General features: G+C 58.4%; 17 protein-coding genes. 11 read left to right on the forward strand and 6 right to left on the reverse strand.

Annotated features, from left to right (window positions below; translation table 11 throughout):
• Nucleotides 1–56 precede the first annotated feature (56 nt).
• Nucleotides 57–1127, forward strand: a complete 1071-nt coding sequence (locus ACN0TS_RS08915; protein WP_417258999.1) for a hypothetical protein — start codon at nt 57–59, stop codon at nt 1125–1127.
• Between the two features lie 75 nt (nt 1128–1202).
• Here ACN0TS_RS08915 and ACN0TS_RS08920 read toward each other — a convergent pair whose 3' ends face one another.
• On the reverse strand, nt 1203–1484 hold the full coding sequence (locus tag ACN0TS_RS08920; protein WP_417259000.1) for a hypothetical protein: 282 nt from the start codon (nt 1482–1484) through the stop codon (nt 1203–1205).
• Nucleotides 1485–1605: 121 nt separating this feature from the next.
• Here ACN0TS_RS08920 and ACN0TS_RS08925 point away from each other — a divergent pair, with 121 nt between their 5' ends.
• Entirely contained in the window at nt 1606–2067 is a 462-nt protein-coding gene (locus tag ACN0TS_RS08925; protein WP_417259001.1) for a cupin domain-containing protein, read from the forward strand.
• A 59-nt stretch (nt 2068–2126) separates the two neighbouring features.
• On the opposite strand, the gene ACN0TS_RS08930 is transcribed toward ACN0TS_RS08925, so the two are convergent.
• Nucleotides 2127–3224: an anhydro-N-acetylmuramic acid kinase gene (locus tag ACN0TS_RS08930; protein ID WP_417259091.1), complete on the reverse strand. Its 1098-nt coding sequence runs from the start codon at nt 3222–3224 to the stop codon at nt 2127–2129.
• 81 nt (nt 3225–3305) lie between these two features.
• On the opposite strand from ACN0TS_RS08930, the gene tyrS reads away from it, so the two are divergent.
• Nucleotides 3306–4559, forward strand: coding sequence for a tyrosine--tRNA ligase (gene tyrS / locus ACN0TS_RS08935; RefSeq protein ID WP_417259002.1), 1254 nt, complete (start codon nt 3306–3308; stop codon nt 4557–4559).
• A gap of 62 nt (nt 4560–4621) precedes the next feature.
• Here tyrS and ACN0TS_RS08940 read toward each other — a convergent pair whose 3' ends face one another.
• The 3 genes from ACN0TS_RS08940 to ACN0TS_RS08950 all read right to left on the reverse strand — a co-directional run bounded on the left by ACN0TS_RS08940 (nt 4622) and on the right by ACN0TS_RS08950 (nt 6586).
• On the reverse strand, nt 4622–5422 hold the full coding sequence (locus tag ACN0TS_RS08940; RefSeq protein WP_417259003.1) for a purine-nucleoside phosphorylase: 801 nt from the start codon (nt 5420–5422) through the stop codon (nt 4622–4624).
• Nucleotides 5423–5526: 104 nt separating this feature from the next.
• Entirely contained in the window at nt 5527–6087 is a 561-nt protein-coding gene (locus ACN0TS_RS08945; protein ID WP_417259004.1) for a peptidylprolyl isomerase, read from the reverse strand.
• Nucleotides 6077–6586 (reverse strand): peptidylprolyl isomerase, encoded by a 510-nt coding sequence (locus tag ACN0TS_RS08950; RefSeq protein ID WP_417259005.1) that lies wholly within the window; start codon nt 6584–6586, stop codon nt 6077–6079. Before ACN0TS_RS08950 ends, ACN0TS_RS08945 begins: the two co-directional genes overlap by 11 nt.
• A 191-nt stretch (nt 6587–6777) precedes the next feature.
• Between ACN0TS_RS08950 and ACN0TS_RS08955 the strand changes: the two genes are divergently transcribed.
• From ACN0TS_RS08955 to ACN0TS_RS08990, 8 genes are all read left to right on the forward strand, one after another.
• A complete protein-coding gene (locus ACN0TS_RS08955) occupies nt 6778–7953 on the forward strand; it encodes a phosphoglycerate kinase (RefSeq protein WP_417259006.1) in 1176 nt (391 codons plus the stop codon).
• Between the two features lie 5 nt (nt 7954–7958).
• Nucleotides 7959–8744, forward strand: coding sequence for an SDR family NAD(P)-dependent oxidoreductase (locus tag ACN0TS_RS08960; RefSeq protein WP_417259007.1), 786 nt, complete (start codon nt 7959–7961; stop codon nt 8742–8744).
• A gap of 241 nt (nt 8745–8985) precedes the next feature.
• Entirely contained in the window at nt 8986–9915 is a 930-nt protein-coding gene (locus tag ACN0TS_RS08965; RefSeq protein WP_417259008.1) for a class I fructose-bisphosphate aldolase, read from the forward strand.
• 204 nt (nt 9916–10119) lie between these two features.
• Complete coding sequence (locus ACN0TS_RS08970; protein WP_417259009.1) at nt 10120–10422, forward strand: FtsB family cell division protein; 303 nt, start codon at nt 10120–10122, stop codon at nt 10420–10422.
• Nucleotides 10423–10662: 240 nt separating this feature from the next.
• Nucleotides 10663–11664, forward strand: a complete 1002-nt coding sequence (gene pdhA, locus ACN0TS_RS08975) for a pyruvate dehydrogenase (acetyl-transferring) E1 component subunit alpha (protein WP_417259010.1) — start codon at nt 10663–10665, stop codon at nt 11662–11664.
• A 20-nt stretch (nt 11665–11684) separates the two neighbouring features.
• Nucleotides 11685–13064: a pyruvate dehydrogenase complex E1 component subunit beta gene (locus ACN0TS_RS08980; RefSeq protein ID WP_417259011.1), complete on the forward strand. Its 1380-nt coding sequence runs from the start codon at nt 11685–11687 to the stop codon at nt 13062–13064.
• 11 nt (nt 13065–13075) lie between these two features.
• Entirely contained in the window at nt 13076–14377 is a 1302-nt protein-coding gene (locus ACN0TS_RS08985; RefSeq protein ID WP_417259012.1) for a pyruvate dehydrogenase complex dihydrolipoamide acetyltransferase, read from the forward strand.
• 106 nt (nt 14378–14483) lie between these two features.
• Entirely contained in the window at nt 14484–15377 is an 894-nt protein-coding gene (locus tag ACN0TS_RS08990) for a hypothetical protein (protein WP_417259013.1), read from the forward strand.
• A gap of 81 nt (nt 15378–15458) precedes the next feature.
• On the opposite strand, the gene cysE is transcribed toward ACN0TS_RS08990, so the two are convergent.
• A complete protein-coding gene (gene cysE, locus ACN0TS_RS08995; protein ID WP_417259014.1) occupies nt 15459–16277 on the reverse strand; it encodes a serine O-acetyltransferase in 819 nt (272 codons plus the stop codon).
• Between the last annotated feature and the right edge of the window lie 99 nt (nt 16278–16376).

Below are 16376 nucleotides of genomic sequence, written 5' to 3' on the forward strand. Positions count from 1 at the left end.
GTCGTGAGAAAGCCCCGCCTTATGGTGGGGCTTTTTTCATAGTGGAGTGTTCAGGATTGAGTAAAAAACTAATCATCATCGGAAACGGTTTAGGCATGGCCTTAGACCCCAACCATTTCCTACTAACGAATGCAATGAAACGCGTTTGGAAAAGCGATGCCCTAACGAATGAAGCAAAAGACCTAATAGGCGCACTCAAAGGCATCGAACCCGAAACTGGACCGAGGTCCGAGACCGATTTGATTTCCACCCAAATAGCACTGAGCTTGCTCACAGACTTTCGAAGTCGGTTAGGCGCGGATGCACTGGAAACATGGTTCACAGACACCGCAAAGACTTTTCCACTGACGTTGAGAAAATACGTGTTTGAGGTCGCTTTCGATCTCTACAATTATGGAATTCCAGACGACAAACTAGGGCAATGGGCTGAATTTACACAAAGCTTCATTCGCTTCATCATGGAGACAAAAAGCCATGTCGCCACACTCAATTATGACGACCTGATTTATGAAAAAATCGTAGAAGGGGTTTGTGTAGACGGTGAATGGCTGGTTCCAAGCCGTCGACAAGGTGTGAATGGCCCTGCTACCTCAAAAGACGGCTTCATTTCGGGCGAGTTTCGCGCAGAGTGTTTTGATTGGGGCGGCGACTGCGGGTTTTACCTCCATCTTCATGGCACCCCCTTGTTCGCCACGAAAGATAAACGGAACATTAAACTCGGCCGCAACGAAGTAGAGTTCAAGAATGAAAATCGCCGCCGCCATATTGTTCTCGCCAATCCAAAGGACAAGCGAGACATTATCGACCAATCAGAAATTCTTAAGAACTTTTGGGACGTGCAACTTCCGAGATGCATTCGCGAAGCGGAAGAAATCATCGTATTTGGTTACAGTGGTCTCGACGACCACCTAAACGAACTTCTCAAAGAATCTGACAAGAAAAAATGGGTGATTGAATGGTCGGGGTCAAAGCACTATTCGAAAGACAGCGGCGTGCTTGAGGGCGAAGAAATAGATGCAATAACGTTCTGGAAAGACGCAGTTGGCGCTAATTGCGAAGTAAAGCTACTGGACAACATCTTGGACTTCACAGAGTGGGATAACCCCGACGACTGTATTCCATTCTAAATTCCCAAAGCCCCAACACAAAAACCGAGGCTCCCGCCTCGGTTTTCCATTTGTCTTACGCCGATACCGCCGCTTTTAGCCGCGTAGTTTTTTGACCACGATGCCAGCGACGACTTGAACCACCATGCCCGCGACACCGCCGCCGACGAGGCTGCTGGCCATCGCGGCAATATCCATACCGCCCGCAGCCGCTGCACCACCGCCCAACAGACCGCCGAGCAACTGCCCGCCGCCAAGGCCACCTGCGGCCCCTGCGATCAGATTGCCGACCTTGCCCATGTCGGCGCTCGGCATGAGTTTGCCCCCTGTCGCCCCGCCAAGGACGCCGCCGACGAGCTGTGCAATAATCGTTTCCATGTGTTTACCCTCCCTGTTTTTTACGTACTATCCTGATACGCTCACCCAATTGGACGAAAAGTGCAACATATTTGCGCTTTGACGGCAGATGCCCCGCACACGACAGACTGGAGACAGCCCCATGCCGCAAAGCCCGACCGACACCACCGCCGAGGCCCTCATCGCCCGTTTGAACCTCGCCCCCCATCCCGAGGGCGGGCATTACCGTCAGACATGGGTGGCCGAGGCCGAGGCAGGCGCGCGTCCCGTGGGCACCTGCATCTATTTTCTGCTCAAGGCGGGTGAGGCCAGCCATTGGCATCGCGTCGATGCGGTCGAGATCTGGCATTTCCACGCGGGCGCGCCGCTCGTCCTGTCTATGGCCGCCACCGCCGATGGCCCCGCCACGGATCACACCCTCGGCGCGGATGTGCTTGGCGGGCAATCGCCGCAGCTCATCGTCCCCGAAGGCCATTGGCAAGCCGCGCGATCCACGGGCGACTGGACGCTTGTGAGTTGCACCGTCTCGCCCGGGTTTTCCTTTGACGGGTTCGAGTTGGCCAAGGACGGATTCGACATCCCGCGCAGCGAAGAGAAACGTTAAAAGTCGCGCCCAAAAGCCCGTAAAGAGTTTAACAACCGCGTCACAATGCGGTGGAAAAGTTACACATTCAACGGGTTCGACACCCGCCCGCCACCAATCGCAGCCCCCACCCCAGTGGTGCTTGGGGCGGAGGTGGGCAAGCCGCGTTTGACCCGCACAGCAAGATAGGCAAAGGCCTGCGCCTCAAGCATATCGCCGTCCAATCCCACCGCCTCGACAGGGGCCACAGGGCAGTCCACTCCGGCGGCCAGCATCGCCATCAATGTCGCATTATGACGCCCGCCCCCCGTGACATAGAGCGCGGTTGGCGGCGTTGGGCAATGCTCCATTCCGCGGGCCACACAGGCAGCGGCAAAGGCCGTGAGTGTGGCGGCGGCATCCGCATCAGACAGGTCTTTCACCGCCGTCAGAACATCGTGAAAATCATTTCGATCCAATGACTTAGGCGGAATTTTAAGAAAGTATCCATGCTCTAATCCCTGCGCCACGATCTCCATATCGGGCGTGCCTTGCGCCGCCAAAGCGCCGCCCTCGTCATAGGATTGGTCGCGGCGCACCTGCATCAGATCGTTCACCGGCGCATTGGCGGGCCCCGTGTCAAAGGCGATCAACGCGCCACTCTCGGCGGGGTCGTCAATGCGCGGATCAACCCATGTCAGATTGCCAACCCCGCCCATATTGAGAAAAGCTACGGGAGCCGTCGCATGGATGTGGCGCGCCAAGGCGTGATGGTAAAACGGCGCAAGCGGCGCGCCCTGCCCACCCATTTCCACATCCGCCGACCGAAAGTCCCACACCACGGGCACCCCCATCACCTCCGCCAAAACCGCGCCATCGCCCGCCTGATAGGTGCGGCCATTGTCGGGATCATGGTTCAAAGTCTGGCCATGAAATCCAATTAAATCATAGAGTTCGTCAAGGTGGGACAGCGCCTCGGCATGGGCCGTCTCGATGAATTCCACGGTTTCTGAGGGCGCATCCCACGTGCCTAATGCGGCGCGCAAAAGCGCCTGTTCCTCAGGGGCATAGGCGCGGAAATGGCTCTCTCCGAAGTCGAATATATCCACCCCGTCGGTCTTGACCAGTGCCACATCGACCCCGTCGAGCGACGTTCCCGACATACATCCCGCCACCCAAATCGGCTCACCACGTGCCACCTTCCTCATACCACTCTTCCCCTTTGGTCTTTGCCCAGATATATCAGGCCGCACCAAGGCATTGAAAGGACAAAGAACACGATGACCTACCACCCTAAATCGGACTTCATGTCAGTGATGATCGAACGCGGCTTCCTTGCGGATTGCACCGATTATCAAGGCCTTGATGAAGCTTTCGCAAAGGGTGTTGTCCCCGCCTATATCGGCTATGACGCCACGGCGAAGTCGCTCCACGTCGGCCACCTGCTCAACATCATGATGCTGCGTTGGTTGCAAAAGACCGGTCACAAACCGATCACGCTCATGGGAGGCGGCACGACCAAGGTGGGCGATCCCTCTTTCCGTGCGGATGAGCGCCCCCTGCTCACAGCCGACCAAATTGACGCCAATATCAGTGGCATGAAGCAGGTCTTTGCCAAATATCTCGACTACGGCGACGGGGCGAAAGATGCGCTCATGCTCAACAACGCCGAATGGCTCGACAATCTCAACTACCTCGAATTCCTGCGCGACATTGGCCGCCACTTCTCGGTCAACCGCATGCTGTCGTTTGAAAGCGTGAAATCACGGCTCGACCGCGAGCAGTCACTGTCCTTCCTCGAATTCAACTACATGATCCTGCAAGCCTATGATTTCCTTGAGCTTAACCGCCGTTACGGTTGCCTGTTGCAAATGGGTGGCTCGGATCAATGGGGCAATATCGTCAACGGGATCGACCTCACGCGCCGCGTGCTGGACCACGAGATTTACGGGTTGACCTCGCCGCTTCTGACCACTTCGGATGGCAAGAAGATGGGCAAGAGCCAAGGCGGGGCGATCTGGCTCAATGCCGACATGCTCTCCCCTTACGAATTCTGGCAGTTCTGGCGCAACACCACGGATGCCGACACGGGCCGCTTCCTCAAGCTCTACACCGAACTGCCCGTGGACGAATGTGAGCGTCTTGGCGCGCTTGAAGGCTCCGAGATCAACGCCGCGAAGATCATCCTCGCCAACGAAGTCACCACGCTGCTCCACGGCGCGGAGGCCGCCAAAGCCGCCGAAGCCACCGCACGCGAAGTCTTTGAAAAGGGCGGCATGGGCGATGACCTTCCGACCCTTGATCTGACCGCCGACGAGATCGGCGACGGCATTTCCATCGTGCAACTCTTTGTGCGCTCGGGTCTTGCAAGCTCTGGAAAAGAGGCCAAACGCCTGTTCGCGGACAACGGCGCAAAGGTGAATGATGCGGACCAAAAGGATGCGGGCCTGATGGTCACAGCCGAAATGCTCGCCACACCGATGAAACTCTCCGCAGGCAAAAAGCGTCACGCCTTGGTGCAGATCAAAGGCTGATCCTTCGCGACAACAACGATCAAACGGCGCCCCTCACACCCATGAGGCGGCGCCGTTTTTCGTTAGAAATCAGATAGAAAGCGGCGGATGATACGCCCGAGTTTTTCGGCCCCTACTGGAGCGGAAGCCTTGGTATGTTCGTGACTAATATGCTCGTTTCCCAGTCCCGCCGCCATATTGGTGACGACCGAAACGGCACAGCATTTAAGGCCCAAGAACCGCGCGAGGATCACTTCGGGCACGGTCGACATGCCGACCGCATCTGCGCCTAAGAGTTTGAGCATTTTGATCTCGGCGGGGGTTTCAAAGTTCGGGCCAGAGTACCACGCATAGACGCCCTCAAGCAGAGGTTCCCCCTCGGCCTTCGCCGCCGCATGTAGCGCGCTGCGCAACTCAGTGTCATAGGCTTCGGTGAGGTTTACAAACCGCCCATCCGTAGGCTCCCCGATGAGAGGCGAGCGGCCTGAATAGTTGATGTGATCATTGATCAGCATCAGGTTTCCGGGGGGAATATCCGCACGGAACGAGCCGCAGGCATTGGTGACAAAGAGCGTCTCGACCCCCAACTCCCGAAGCACCTCCAAGGGCAAGCGCATCGCGTCGGCGCGTCCGTTTTCATAGTAATGCTCACGCCCGCCCAAGATCGCCACCTCGACGCCCATCAAGGTGCCAAGGGTCAGCGCCGCCGTATGTCCCGACACGCCCGCATGGGGAAATCCCGCAAGATCGGCGTAGGGGATCGACACGCCATCGACCGCATCCGCCAAGGCACCAAGGCCGGAACCGAGGATAAACCCGATCCGCGGGCGGGCCTTCGGAGCCGCGGCACGAATGGCGGTGAGGGACTTGGTGAAATCGGTCATGGGGCACTCCGTTTGCTTTGCCCCAGTCAGACGAAAAACGGCGCGAGAGGCAAGCCCCCGCGCCGTGTTCAGCCGTGTTTTGCCTATGATTGAGGCAGGTGCCGTTACTCGGTCACGGTCACTTTCGTCATGACGTCAGGTTCGCCAACCACAGCGCCGTTCGGACCTGTGCCGCGTTTGATCGCATTCACAACATCCATGCCGCTCGTGACCCGACCGACAACGGTATACTGGCCGTCGAGGCTGGGTGCGGGTGCAAACATGATGAAGAACTGCGAGTTAGCGGAATCGGGGCTCTGGCTACGCGCCATCCCGACAACGCCAGCCACATAGTTCTCGTCGGAGAACTCTGCGGCGAGATCGTCATACTGCGACCCACCGCGCCCGGCCATTTGCATGGAGAACTTTTCGGTTCCCATCTTGCCAAATTCGACGTCACCCGTTTGCGCCATGAAGCCCTCGATCACGCGGTGGAACACCACGTTATCATAGGCACCTTCGTTGGCGAGCTTGGTGATCTGGGCCACGTGGTTCGGGGCCAGATCCTCAGCCAGATCAATATGAACGGTGCCATTGGCCTCGCCCGCGATCTCGATATCGAGACCCGTGGCAAAGGCAGGGCCAGCGGCCAGCGCAGCGATCAGTGCAACCGTTTTACGCAACATCGGCGGCCACCTTCACGGAGATCATCGCGTCGGGATAGGGCGCAGGTTCGCCACGGGTGATCTTGTCCACATGCTCCATACCCGAAATCACGCGGCCATAGACCGTATACTGACGGTTGAGGAAGTGGTTGTCGGAGAAGTTGATAAAGAACTGCGAGTTGGCGGAGTTCGGATCTTGGCTGCGTGCCGCGCCGATGGTGCCACGGTCATGCGGGATGCCAGAGAATTCGGCTTTCACATTCGGAAGATCAGACCCGCCTGTGCCTGCGCGGCGCAATTCGAAGTCCTTGTTCTGGTTACCGAATTGCACGTCGCCCGTCTGCGCCATGAATCCGTCGATCACACGGTGGAACACCACGCCGTCATATTGACCTGCACGGGCCAGTTCCTTCATCCGCGCGCAATGCTCAGGCGCGATGTCGGGCATCAGTTCGATGACGACCTGACCATGTTCAAGTTCAATCAGGATGGTGTTTTCGGGATCTTTATACTCGGCCATTAATGCCTCCAAATGGATGTTTCGCGCGCAGTTTAATCTGCGCAGCGCCGAAGGGAAAGGCCCCGCGCGAACACGTCGGCGCGACCACATCTGCACCACCTGCCAGTTGACCTTACGGCCCGCTCGGCGCAAACAGGGGCAACTGGCCAGAACCCGTTTTTGGCCCCGCATTTTGGACAAGGACAAAGATCATGGCTTGGAAAACCCTCGACGACATGGACCTGAACGGGAAAATCGTCCTCACTCGTGTAGATATCAACGTGCCGATGGCCGATGGCCGCGTCACCGACGCCACCCGCATCGCGCGGATCAAGCCGACGATTGACGACATTATCGCCAAGGGCGGCACACCCGTGATGCTCGCCCACTTTGGCCGCCCCAAAGGGCAATACGTGGCCGAGATGTCGCTCTCGCACATCCTGCCCGCTGTCAAAGAGACCCTTGGCCGTGACGTGACCTTTATCGAGAAACCCAGCCGCGAAGAGCTTGACGCGCTGCCCGCAGGCACGGTGGTTCTGGTCGAGAACACGCGCTTTACCAATATGGAAACCGACAACGATCCCAAAATGGCGCAATTTCTGGCCTCTTTGGGCGATGTGTTCTGCAACGACGCGTTTTCGGCCGCCCACCGCGCCCATGCCTCGACCGAGGGCGTGGCGCACCTGCTGCCCTCCTGTGCAGGGCGCTTGATGCAGGCGGAGCTGTCGGCACTCGAAGCGGCCCTGACCACGCCCAAACGTCCCGTTGTCGCGGTTGTGGGCGGGGCGAAAGTCTCCACCAAACTGGACCTCTTGGGCAACCTTGTGCGCAAAGTCGACTACCTCGTGATCGGCGGCGGCATGGCAAACACCTTCCTCGCGGCACAGGGCATCGACGTGGGCAAATCGCTGTGCGAACACGATCTGGCCGAAACCGCCCGCGACATTCTCAAGAAAGCGGATGAAGCCGGATGCGAGATCATCTTGCCCGTGGACGCCCGCGTGGCATGGGAATTTGCCGCCAACGCCAAGAACGAGATCGTCGATGTCACCGCCGTGCCATCGGACGCCATGATCCTTGATGCCGGTCCCGCCTCTGTCGAGCGCGTGGCCGAGGTGTTCAAATCCGCCAAAACCCTGATCTGGAACGGCCCGCTCGGCGCGTTCGAGATCGAACCTTTTGATACCGCAACCAACGCCGCCGCCCAACAGGCCGCAGCGATGACCAAAGCGGGTGATCTGATTTCGGTCGCAGGTGGTGGTGACACCGTAGCCGCGCTCAACAAAGCGGGTGCAGGTGCGGATTTCACCTACATCTCCACCGCAGGGGGCGCATTCCTCGAATGGATGGAGGGCAAAACCCTCCCCGGCGTCGCGGCTCTGGGATAACCGTCATGGGCTTTACCCTCATCACAGGTGCGACGGGCGGATTGGGTGTGGCCTTTGCCCACGCCGCCGCCCGCGATGGTCACGATATGATCCTGACCGCCCGTGATGAGGGTGCGCTTTGCGAACTGGCCGACGCCCTACATGCAGCCGCCCCTACCCTCACCGTCGAGGTGCTTGTGGCTGATCTGGCACAAGAGGGTGCCGCAGACGACCTGTGGCACCGCGCAACTGCGCTTGGCGAGATCGACGTGCTTATCAACAACGCGGGTCTTGGACGTCATGGAGCCTTCACCGACACAGATGGTGCTGCACGTGAGGCGACGTCCATCGCAGTGAACATCAGCGCCGCCACATGCCTGATGCGGCACGCCGCCGTGGCGATGTCCGCGCGCGGGGCGGGTCGCATTCTCAACGTCTCCTCCGTCGCGGCCTTTATCCCCGGTCCCAATATGGCGGTGTATCATGCCACCAAAGCCTATCTACAAACGCTCTCCGACAGCGTGAGAAGCGAACTTACAGGCACGGGTGTCACCGTCACCACCCTATGCCCCGGCGCGACGCGCACGGGGTTCTTCGAGGACGCTGACGTGTCCGAGACTTGGGTGATGCGGCTCTTTCCGATGGGCGATGCCGCCTCCGTGGCCCGCGCAGGTTGGCGCGGCATGATGGCGGGACGCAAAACCATTGTCACAGGCGGGATCAACAAGCTGACCGTGTTTTCGCAACGGTTCCTCCCCCGCGCATGGCTGGCCATGGCGATGAAACGGATCATGGCCAAAACGGGTCGCTAACGACTCCTCCCCGTCGCGCAAACCCGTCTTGGCCTGCGATTCCCTGCCCTGTTTTCACAAGACCCAAAACGGTGACACATTGCCCTAAATCAATGTTTCAATGCTGCAAATCCGTATTTGATACGCCCAACAGGCTGATGTGAGCGCAATCATTTCCAGTGTTAGCGCAACCTGTGTTGCCCCTGCGTGAAGGCTTGCTAAACCGCTCTCCAAATCAGGTCACAACCGAGGGAGCTACCCGATGAAAACCACACGTATCGTCCAGAAAATTCTCGCCAACTACGAAGGCGAAACCCCAGGCGTAAAGGCCAACCTCGCGCGGATTTTGATGGAAGGTAAACTCGGCGGCACGGGTAAACTGATCATCCTGCCCGTTGACCAAGGGTTTGAACACGGCCCTGCCCGCTCCTTTGCCGGCAACCCCGCAGGTTACGATCCCCACTACCATTACCAACTGGCCATCGACGCGGGCATGTCCGCCTATGCCGCCCCCCTCGGCCCGCTTGAAGCAGGCGCGGATACCTTCTGCGGTCAAATTCCAACCATCCTTAAAGTGAACTCCGCCAACTCGCTCATGGGCGAAGGTGCAGGCAAGAACCAAGCCCTGACCGCCTCCGTCGATGACGCGCTGCGTCTTGGCTGTGCCGCCATCGGTTTCACCATCTACCCCGGCTCCGACATGGCCGTGGACATGATGGAAGAGATCAAGGAAATGCGCCGCGAGGCCGCGTCCAAAGGCATCGCCACCGTGATCTGGTCCTACCCCCGTGGCGAAGCGATCACCAAAGAGGGCGAAACCGCCATCGACGTGGCCGCCTACGCCGCCTATATGGCCGCCGCTCTTGGCGCGCATATCATCAAGATCAAACTCTCCACCGATCACCTGATGCTGCCGGAAGCGAAAAAGGTTTACGAAGACAAAGAGATCGCGATTGCCACAATGGCCGAGCGGGTCAAGCACTGCGTCGATGCCTCCCTTGGCGGTCGTCGTATCATCGTCTTCTCGGGCGGAGCGTCCAAAGATGCGGATGCGGTCTATGACGATGCCCGCGCGATCCGCGACGGGGGCGGCAACGGCTCGATCATCGGGCGCAACTCCTTCCAACGCTCGCGTCCAGAGGCCTTGGCCATGCTGTCGCAACTCGTGGACATCTACAAAGGCAAAGCCTGAGGCGGGGCATCCCCTCCTATGTGAGTCACAAAAGACACAAATCGATAAAGGAAAGGCGCTTTCGAGCGCCTTTTCGCGTTTCTAGGCCCCTGATTCAAAAAGGGGATTCACAAGGCGAATCACCTGTGGCATAGAGGTCCAACGGATCACCCGTTCAAGAGGTGGCCGTGAGGCAGATACTTTCATACGAGGCAAGTGGACACTATGGCCGTCACAAAACGCCGTCCTTCTATCGCTGTTCTGATTTACACCGCCGGGGTTGTGACACTCGGCGGGTATTTCACGTTTGCATCCGTGCAGGGCGAATACGGATTGTTTCGCCGTATTCAGATCGAAGCCGAGCTGAGCGAGTTGCAAGAGGTCTCGGGCGAGCTGGAACTCCAACTCACCGATATGCGCAACAAATCCATGCGCCTGTCCGACGGGTATCTCGATCTCGACCTGCTCGACCAGCAGGCCCGCGACGTGCTTGGCTATCTTCGCGCCGACGAAATCGTCATCCGCTAAAGCCCGCCCTTGCGGTCACACCAAGCGCCCCTATCCCCTTTTTTTCACCATTCCCGAACCCTTGTTGCGCTTTGCGCGCAAGGCATTCGTGCGGCGCATAGCTGCCTTCCACGACGCACCGTAATTTCTTGGTGCAATCGGCGCGGGAGTGCTGTATTGTATTGTTTAACGTTAAACTATCTAACGAAACTCTGTTGAATGAGCGACAGAGTGAGCCGCGACTTTGGAGGAGGTAGCCGTATGGCAGCCAAAAAAACCACCGCAAAAGCGGCGAGCAAGCCCAATGTGTCGAAAGACGAGATGCTCGCCTATTACAAGGACATGCTCCTTATCCGCCGATTTGAAGAGAAAGCAGGCCAACTTTACGGCATGGGTCTCATCGGCGGTTTTTGTCACCTTTATATCGGTCAAGAAGCCGTTGTTGTGGGCCTGGAGGCCGCGACCAAAGAGGGCGACAAACGCATCACATCCTACCGCGACCACGGGCATATGCTCGCCTGCGGCATGGACCCCAAAGGGGTGATGGCGGAACTTACCGGTCGCGAAGGCGGCTATTCCAAAGGTAAGGGCGGCTCGATGCATATGTTCTCCAAAGAGAAGCATTTCTACGGTGGCCACGGCATCGTCGGCGCACAGGTGCCGCTCGGTGCGGGTCTGGCGTTCTCCGACAAATACAAAGGCAATGACAACGTGACCTTCGCCTACTTCGGTGATGGCGCGGCAAACCAAGGTCAGGTCTACGAGACCTACAACATGGCGCAGCTTTGGGATCTTCCGGTGATTTTCGTCATCGAGAACAACCAATACGCAATGGGCACCTCCGTGCAACGCTCCACCAAATCACCCTCCCTTTGGGAACGTGGTGCCGCTTATGGCATTGCAGGCGAAGAGGTTGACGGCATGGACGTTCTGGCCGTGAAAGAAGCCTCCGAGAAGGCCGTCGCACACTGCCGCGCAGGCAAAGGCCCCTACATTCTCGAAGTGAAAACATACCGTTACCGCGGCCACTCCATGTCCGACCCCGCAAAATACCGCACCCGCGAAGAGGTGCAGAAAATGCGCGAGGAACGCGATCCGATCGAGAACATCCGCGGGCTACTTTTGACAGGCAACCACGCCACTGAGGAAGACCTCAAGGCGATCGACAAAGAAATCAAAGAGGTGGTCAACGCCTCGGCAGAGTTTGCCAAAGAGAGCCCCGAGCCCGCTTTGGAAGAACTCTGGACCGATATTTACGCGTGATCCGAGGGAGAATTTAGACAATGGCTACTGAACTTCTTATGCCCGCCCTCTCCCCGACGATGGAAGAAGGCACGCTCGCGAAATGGCTCGTCAAAGAAGGGGACACTGTCTCCGCTGGCGACATCATCGCGGAAATTGAAACCGACAAAGCGACGATGGAATTCGAAGCTGTAGACGAAGGTGTGGTTGGCAAATTGCTCGTCGCCGAGGGCACCGAAGGTGTCAAAGTGAACGATGTCATCGCAATCCTCGTGGAAGAAGGCGAAGACGCCTCCAACCTCAGCGCCTCCGCCCCATCTGCGCCCGCAACGACCGAGGCCCCTGAGGCCCCCGCCGCTGCACCTGCTTCGGTCCCTGCGACCGCCGCAGCGCCCATCGAGGTCAAAGAGGTCACGCCTGATTGGCCCGAGGGCACACCGATGAAAAAGCAAACGGTGCGTGAAGCGCTCCGTGACGCGATGTCCGAAGAAATGCGCCGCGACGAAAACGTCTTCCTGATGGGCGAAGAAGTCGCAGAATACCAAGGTGCGTATAAAATCTCGCAAGGGATGCTCGACGAGTTCGGCGCCAAGCGCGTCATCGACACGCCGATCACCGAGCACGGCTTTGCCGGTATCGCCACCGGCGCGTCCTTCGGCGGTTTGCGCCCCATTGTGGAATTCATGACCTTCAACTTCGCGATGCAGGCCATTGACCACCTCATCAACTCGGCGGCCAAGACACTTTATATGTCTGGCGGTCAGATGGGCGCTCCGATGGTGTTCCGTGGGGCCAACGGTGCCGCCGCCCGCGTGGGCGCGCAGCACTCGCAGTGCTACGCCGCATGGTATGCACAGGTTCCGGGCCTCAAGGTCGTGATGCCCTACTCCGCCTCCGACTACAAAGGTCTGATGAAAACCGCGATCCGCGACGACAACCCTGTAATCTTCCTCGAAAACGAGATCCTCTACGGCAAGCAATTCGATGTGCCTGACATTGAGGATTACACGGTGCCATTCGGCAAGGCCCGCATCTGGCGCGAAGGCACAGATGTGACCATCGTTTCCTTTGGCATCGGCATGACCTACGCACTCGAAGCCGCCGACAAGCTGGCCGAAGAGGGCATTTCCGCCGAAGTCATCGACCTGCGCACCCTGCGCCCCATCGACTACGACACGGTTCTGGCCTCGGTTCAGAAAACCAACCGCTGTGTCACCGTCGAAGAAGGCTGGCCCGTAGGCGCGATTGGCAACCACTTGTCCGCGACGATCATGCAACGTGCTTTCGACTATCTCGACGCGCCTGTGATCAACTGCACTGGTAAAGATGTGCCGATGCCTTATGCCGCGAACCTTGAAAAACACGCACTGATCACCACTGACGAGGTGGTCGCCGCTGTCAAAGAAGTCACCTACCGTTAAGGAGAAAAACAATGGCTATTGAACTACTTATGCCCGCGCTTTCTCCAACGATGGAGGAAGGCACGCTTGCAAAATGGCTCGTCAAAGAGGGCGACACGGTCACATCTGGCGATGTGATTGCAGAGATTGAAACCGACAAGGCGACGATGGAATTCGAAGCCGTGGACGAGGGCGTGATCGGCAAGATCATCGTCGCGGAAGGCACCGAAGGCGTCAAAGTGAACAGCCCGATTGCGGTGCTGCTCGAAGAGGGCGAAGACGCCTCTGCGATGGACAATGTCGGTGGGGGCGCGGCCCCTGCTGCACCTGCCGCCGCAGACGCGCCCAAGGCCGAAGCCACTCCCGCAGCCGCCCCTGCCGCTACCCCTGCCCCTGCTGCTCCGTCCAAGGATGGCACCCGCGTGTTTGCCTCGCCTTTGGCGCGGCGCATCGCAGCGCAAAACGGGATTGATCTGGCAAGCATCACAGGCACAGGCCCCAAAGGTCGCATTGTGAAAGCCGACGTTGAAGCCGCACAAGCCGCGCCCAAGGCCGAAGCCCCCAAAGCCGCTACCGCCGCTGCACCGACAGCTGCCCCCACGGGTATGTCCGCCGATGTCGTGGCCCAGATGTATGCGGATCGCGACTACGAGGAAGTCAAACTCGACGGGATGCGCAAGACCATTGCCGCGCGTCTCTCCGAGGCCAAGCAGACCATCCCGCACTTCTACCTGCGCCGCGATGTCCAACTGGACGCACTGCTCAAGTTCCGCTCGCAGCTCAACAAGCAGCTTGAGAGCAAGGGCGTGAAGCTGTCGGTCAACGACTTCATCATCAAGGCCGTGGCCAACGCGCTGCAAGAAGTCCCAGAGGCCAATGCGGTCTGGGCGGGCGACCGTGTGTTGCAACTCAAACCGTCCGATGTGGCGGTGGCTGTTGCGATTGAGGGCGGGCTGTTTACGCCTGTGCTTAAAGACGCCGATATGAAGTCTCTCTCGGCTCTGTCCAAAGAGATGAAAGACCTCGCAGGTCGCGCACGGGATCGCAAACTGGCACCGCATGAATACCAAGGCGGCTCTTTCGCAATCTCCAACCTCGGCATGTTCGGCATCGACAATTTCGACGCCATCGTGAACCCGCCACACGCGGGCATTCTCGCCGTTGGCGCAGGCAAGCCGACGCCTGTTGTGGGTGAGGATGGCGAGTTGAAAGTGGCCACCGTGATGTCGATGACCATGTCTGTGGATCACCGTGTGATCGACGGCGCCGTGGGTGCGAACCTACTCAAGGCCATCGTGGACAATCTCGAAAACCCCGTGGCAATGCTCGCCTAAGGCACGCTCCACCAATCAAAACCCTTTAGAAAACCCGCTTTTCGGCGGGTTTTTTATGGGCATATGGTAAGATCAAAAGCGCGAACCAAATCAGGCAAGGTCAACGATGAGCTTCTATTTCTACGTCAAAACCGATCAACGCCCCGAGCCCCACGATATTTTGTCCGCACTGGCACGCCCCGAGGTCGAGGTCATGAAAACCGAGGACGGAGATCTGGCCTTCTACATCCCCAAGCAGTCGTTGCGCGGTGCGATGGTCTACCCCCGCAAGGACGGGTATGAAGTCGGCGTCAACGCCTTCACCCCCGCCTGTGACGCCATCTTGGCCCGTGATCTCGCAGAATGTTTGGGCAGGGTGACGCAAGCCGAGGTAAAACCCGAGGACAGCGATGTCGCAGTATCGAGCGACGAAGTGGCGCTTTACGGCGGCGCGGCGTGGGTCGCCGACCGCATGGCAGAGGCGCATATGGTGACACGTCACCAAAAGGGGACCGATCCGCACAACCCGCTGACCATTTTCGGCTACCGCCGCCCGTTCAATGTCACAACAGCGATGTTCAAAGGCGCGAAGGGCTCATTGGGCGCCCGCATCGACGCGGTCATGGCGGACGGCGTTGCGCTCCAAGAGATCGACCGCGACGAAGAGATTTTTGTCGCCAAACTGCTCCGAAAAAACGCCCCCTCCATCTGGCCTACTGTTGTCAGTAAACTGCGCCAATGGCTTGGCCTTGAGGCAAAGTCGGAAGGTGGCGTTCCCACAGGGGCTGCGATTTTCTCCTTGGCAGAGGGCGTGCGCACATTAACCCCTGCGCCCGTTGGCACACAGCCGCACTACGCGGTGCTCGGATCACAAACGACAGGTTTCAAAGCCGTCCCGTTTGACGTGGTGGCCACCGCAGCCCGCAACATTGGCGCGCGCGAATATGGCGTCGGCGCGTTCGACATAACATTGGCGGGTTCAAAATATGACGCGCTCTACGCAAAGGGCATCCCGATTTAAACTTGCACAAATCGAACAAAAATCCCCCAAGGATTACTCCGTGGGGGATTGTTCTTGTCTAAATGCAATAATTCTCGCGGGTTAGCTGTCGGAGGCCCGTGCACCGATCAACTGGTTCATCGACACGGATGGCTGTGAACAGCCGGCCTCGCCCACGACCTTTGCAGGCACGCCCGCGACTGTGGTTTTGGGCGGCACATCAGCCAACACGACCGATCCCGCAGCAATGCGAGAGCAATGACCGATCTGGATGTTGCCAAGCACCTTGGCCCCTGCCCCGATCAATACGCCATCGCCAATCTTCGGGTGACGGTCTTCCTCTTCCTTACCCGTCCCGCCGAGCGTCACATCGTGGAGGATTGAACAATTATCCCCGATCACCGCAGTCTCGCCAAAGACGAGGCTGTGAGCGTGGTCGAGGAAAATCCCCTTGCCGATGCGGCAATTGGGGTGAATGTCGATGGAGAACAGCTCCGAGACCCGCATCTGGAAGAAATACGACAGGTCTTTACGCCCCCGTTTCCACAACCAATGCGACACGCGGTGGGCTTGGATCGCTTGAAAGCCTTTGAAATACAACAGGGGCTGAATGTAGGCATGGCACGCAGGGTCGCGATCAAAGACAGCGGCCAGATCGGCACGCGCGGCATCGGCAAGCCCCTCGTCATCGGCGTAGGCCTCATCGGCAATCTCGCGGATCAACTGCTCCGACATCTCGGGCGAGGCCAGTTTTTGCGCCAAACGGTACGCCAGTGCATCCTCAAAGGTCTCGTGATGCAAAATACAGGCATGCACCATCCCACCGAGCAACGGCTCGTCACCGACAGCCTGACGTGCCTCGGTCACGATCCGTGTCCACACAGGATCAATCTTTGAAATCTGGACTTTGGTTTTTGCCATGTCTCACATCCTCTTTGCGCAGGAGCGTACTATAGATAGAGCCAAGTTCCAAAACGCAAGAGTGTGATGTGGAGAATTTCAGCGCGTGATGATCCCCAT

This window comes from Celeribacter sp., assembly GCF_048266405.1.
Lineage (GTDB): Bacteria > Pseudomonadota > Alphaproteobacteria > Rhodobacterales > Rhodobacteraceae > Celeribacter.

What these genes read in the sequence shown, in the direction of transcription:
- tyrS (WP_417259002.1), top strand. Translation starts at nt 3,306, where the DNA reads ATGACCTACCACCCTAAATCGGACTTCATGTCAGTGATGATCGAACGC.
- ACN0TS_RS08920 (WP_417259000.1), bottom strand. Translation starts at nt 1,484, where the DNA reads ATGGAAACGATTATTGCACAGCTCGTCGGCGGCGTCCTTGGCGGGGCG.
- cysE (WP_417259014.1), bottom strand. Translation starts at nt 16,277, where the DNA reads ATGGCAAAAACCAAAGTCCAGATTTCAAAGATTGATCCTGTGTGGACA.
- ACN0TS_RS08985 (WP_417259012.1), top strand. Translation starts at nt 13,076, where the DNA reads ATGGCTATTGAACTACTTATGCCCGCGCTTTCTCCAACGATGGAGGAA.
- ACN0TS_RS08990 (WP_417259013.1), top strand. Translation starts at nt 14,484, where the DNA reads ATGAGCTTCTATTTCTACGTCAAAACCGATCAACGCCCCGAGCCCCAC.
- ACN0TS_RS08925 (WP_417259001.1), top strand. Translation starts at nt 1,606, where the DNA reads ATGCCGCAAAGCCCGACCGACACCACCGCCGAGGCCCTCATCGCCCGT.
- ACN0TS_RS08980 (WP_417259011.1), top strand. Translation starts at nt 11,685, where the DNA reads ATGGCTACTGAACTTCTTATGCCCGCCCTCTCCCCGACGATGGAAGAA.
- ACN0TS_RS08945 (WP_417259004.1), bottom strand. Translation starts at nt 6,087, where the DNA reads ATGTTGCGTAAAACGGTTGCACTGATCGCTGCGCTGGCCGCTGGCCCT.
- ACN0TS_RS08970 (WP_417259009.1), top strand. Translation starts at nt 10,120, where the DNA reads ATGGCCGTCACAAAACGCCGTCCTTCTATCGCTGTTCTGATTTACACC.
- ACN0TS_RS08965 (WP_417259008.1), top strand. Translation starts at nt 8,986, where the DNA reads ATGAAAACCACACGTATCGTCCAGAAAATTCTCGCCAACTACGAAGGC.
- pdhA (WP_417259010.1), top strand. Translation starts at nt 10,663, where the DNA reads ATGGCAGCCAAAAAAACCACCGCAAAAGCGGCGAGCAAGCCCAATGTG.
- ACN0TS_RS08950 (WP_417259005.1), bottom strand. Translation starts at nt 6,586, where the DNA reads ATGGCCGAGTATAAAGATCCCGAAAACACCATCCTGATTGAACTTGAA.
- ACN0TS_RS08940 (WP_417259003.1), bottom strand. Translation starts at nt 5,422, where the DNA reads ATGACCGATTTCACCAAGTCCCTCACCGCCATTCGTGCCGCGGCTCCG.
- ACN0TS_RS08955 (WP_417259006.1), top strand. Translation starts at nt 6,778, where the DNA reads ATGGCTTGGAAAACCCTCGACGACATGGACCTGAACGGGAAAATCGTC.
- ACN0TS_RS08960 (WP_417259007.1), top strand. Translation starts at nt 7,959, where the DNA reads ATGGGCTTTACCCTCATCACAGGTGCGACGGGCGGATTGGGTGTGGCC.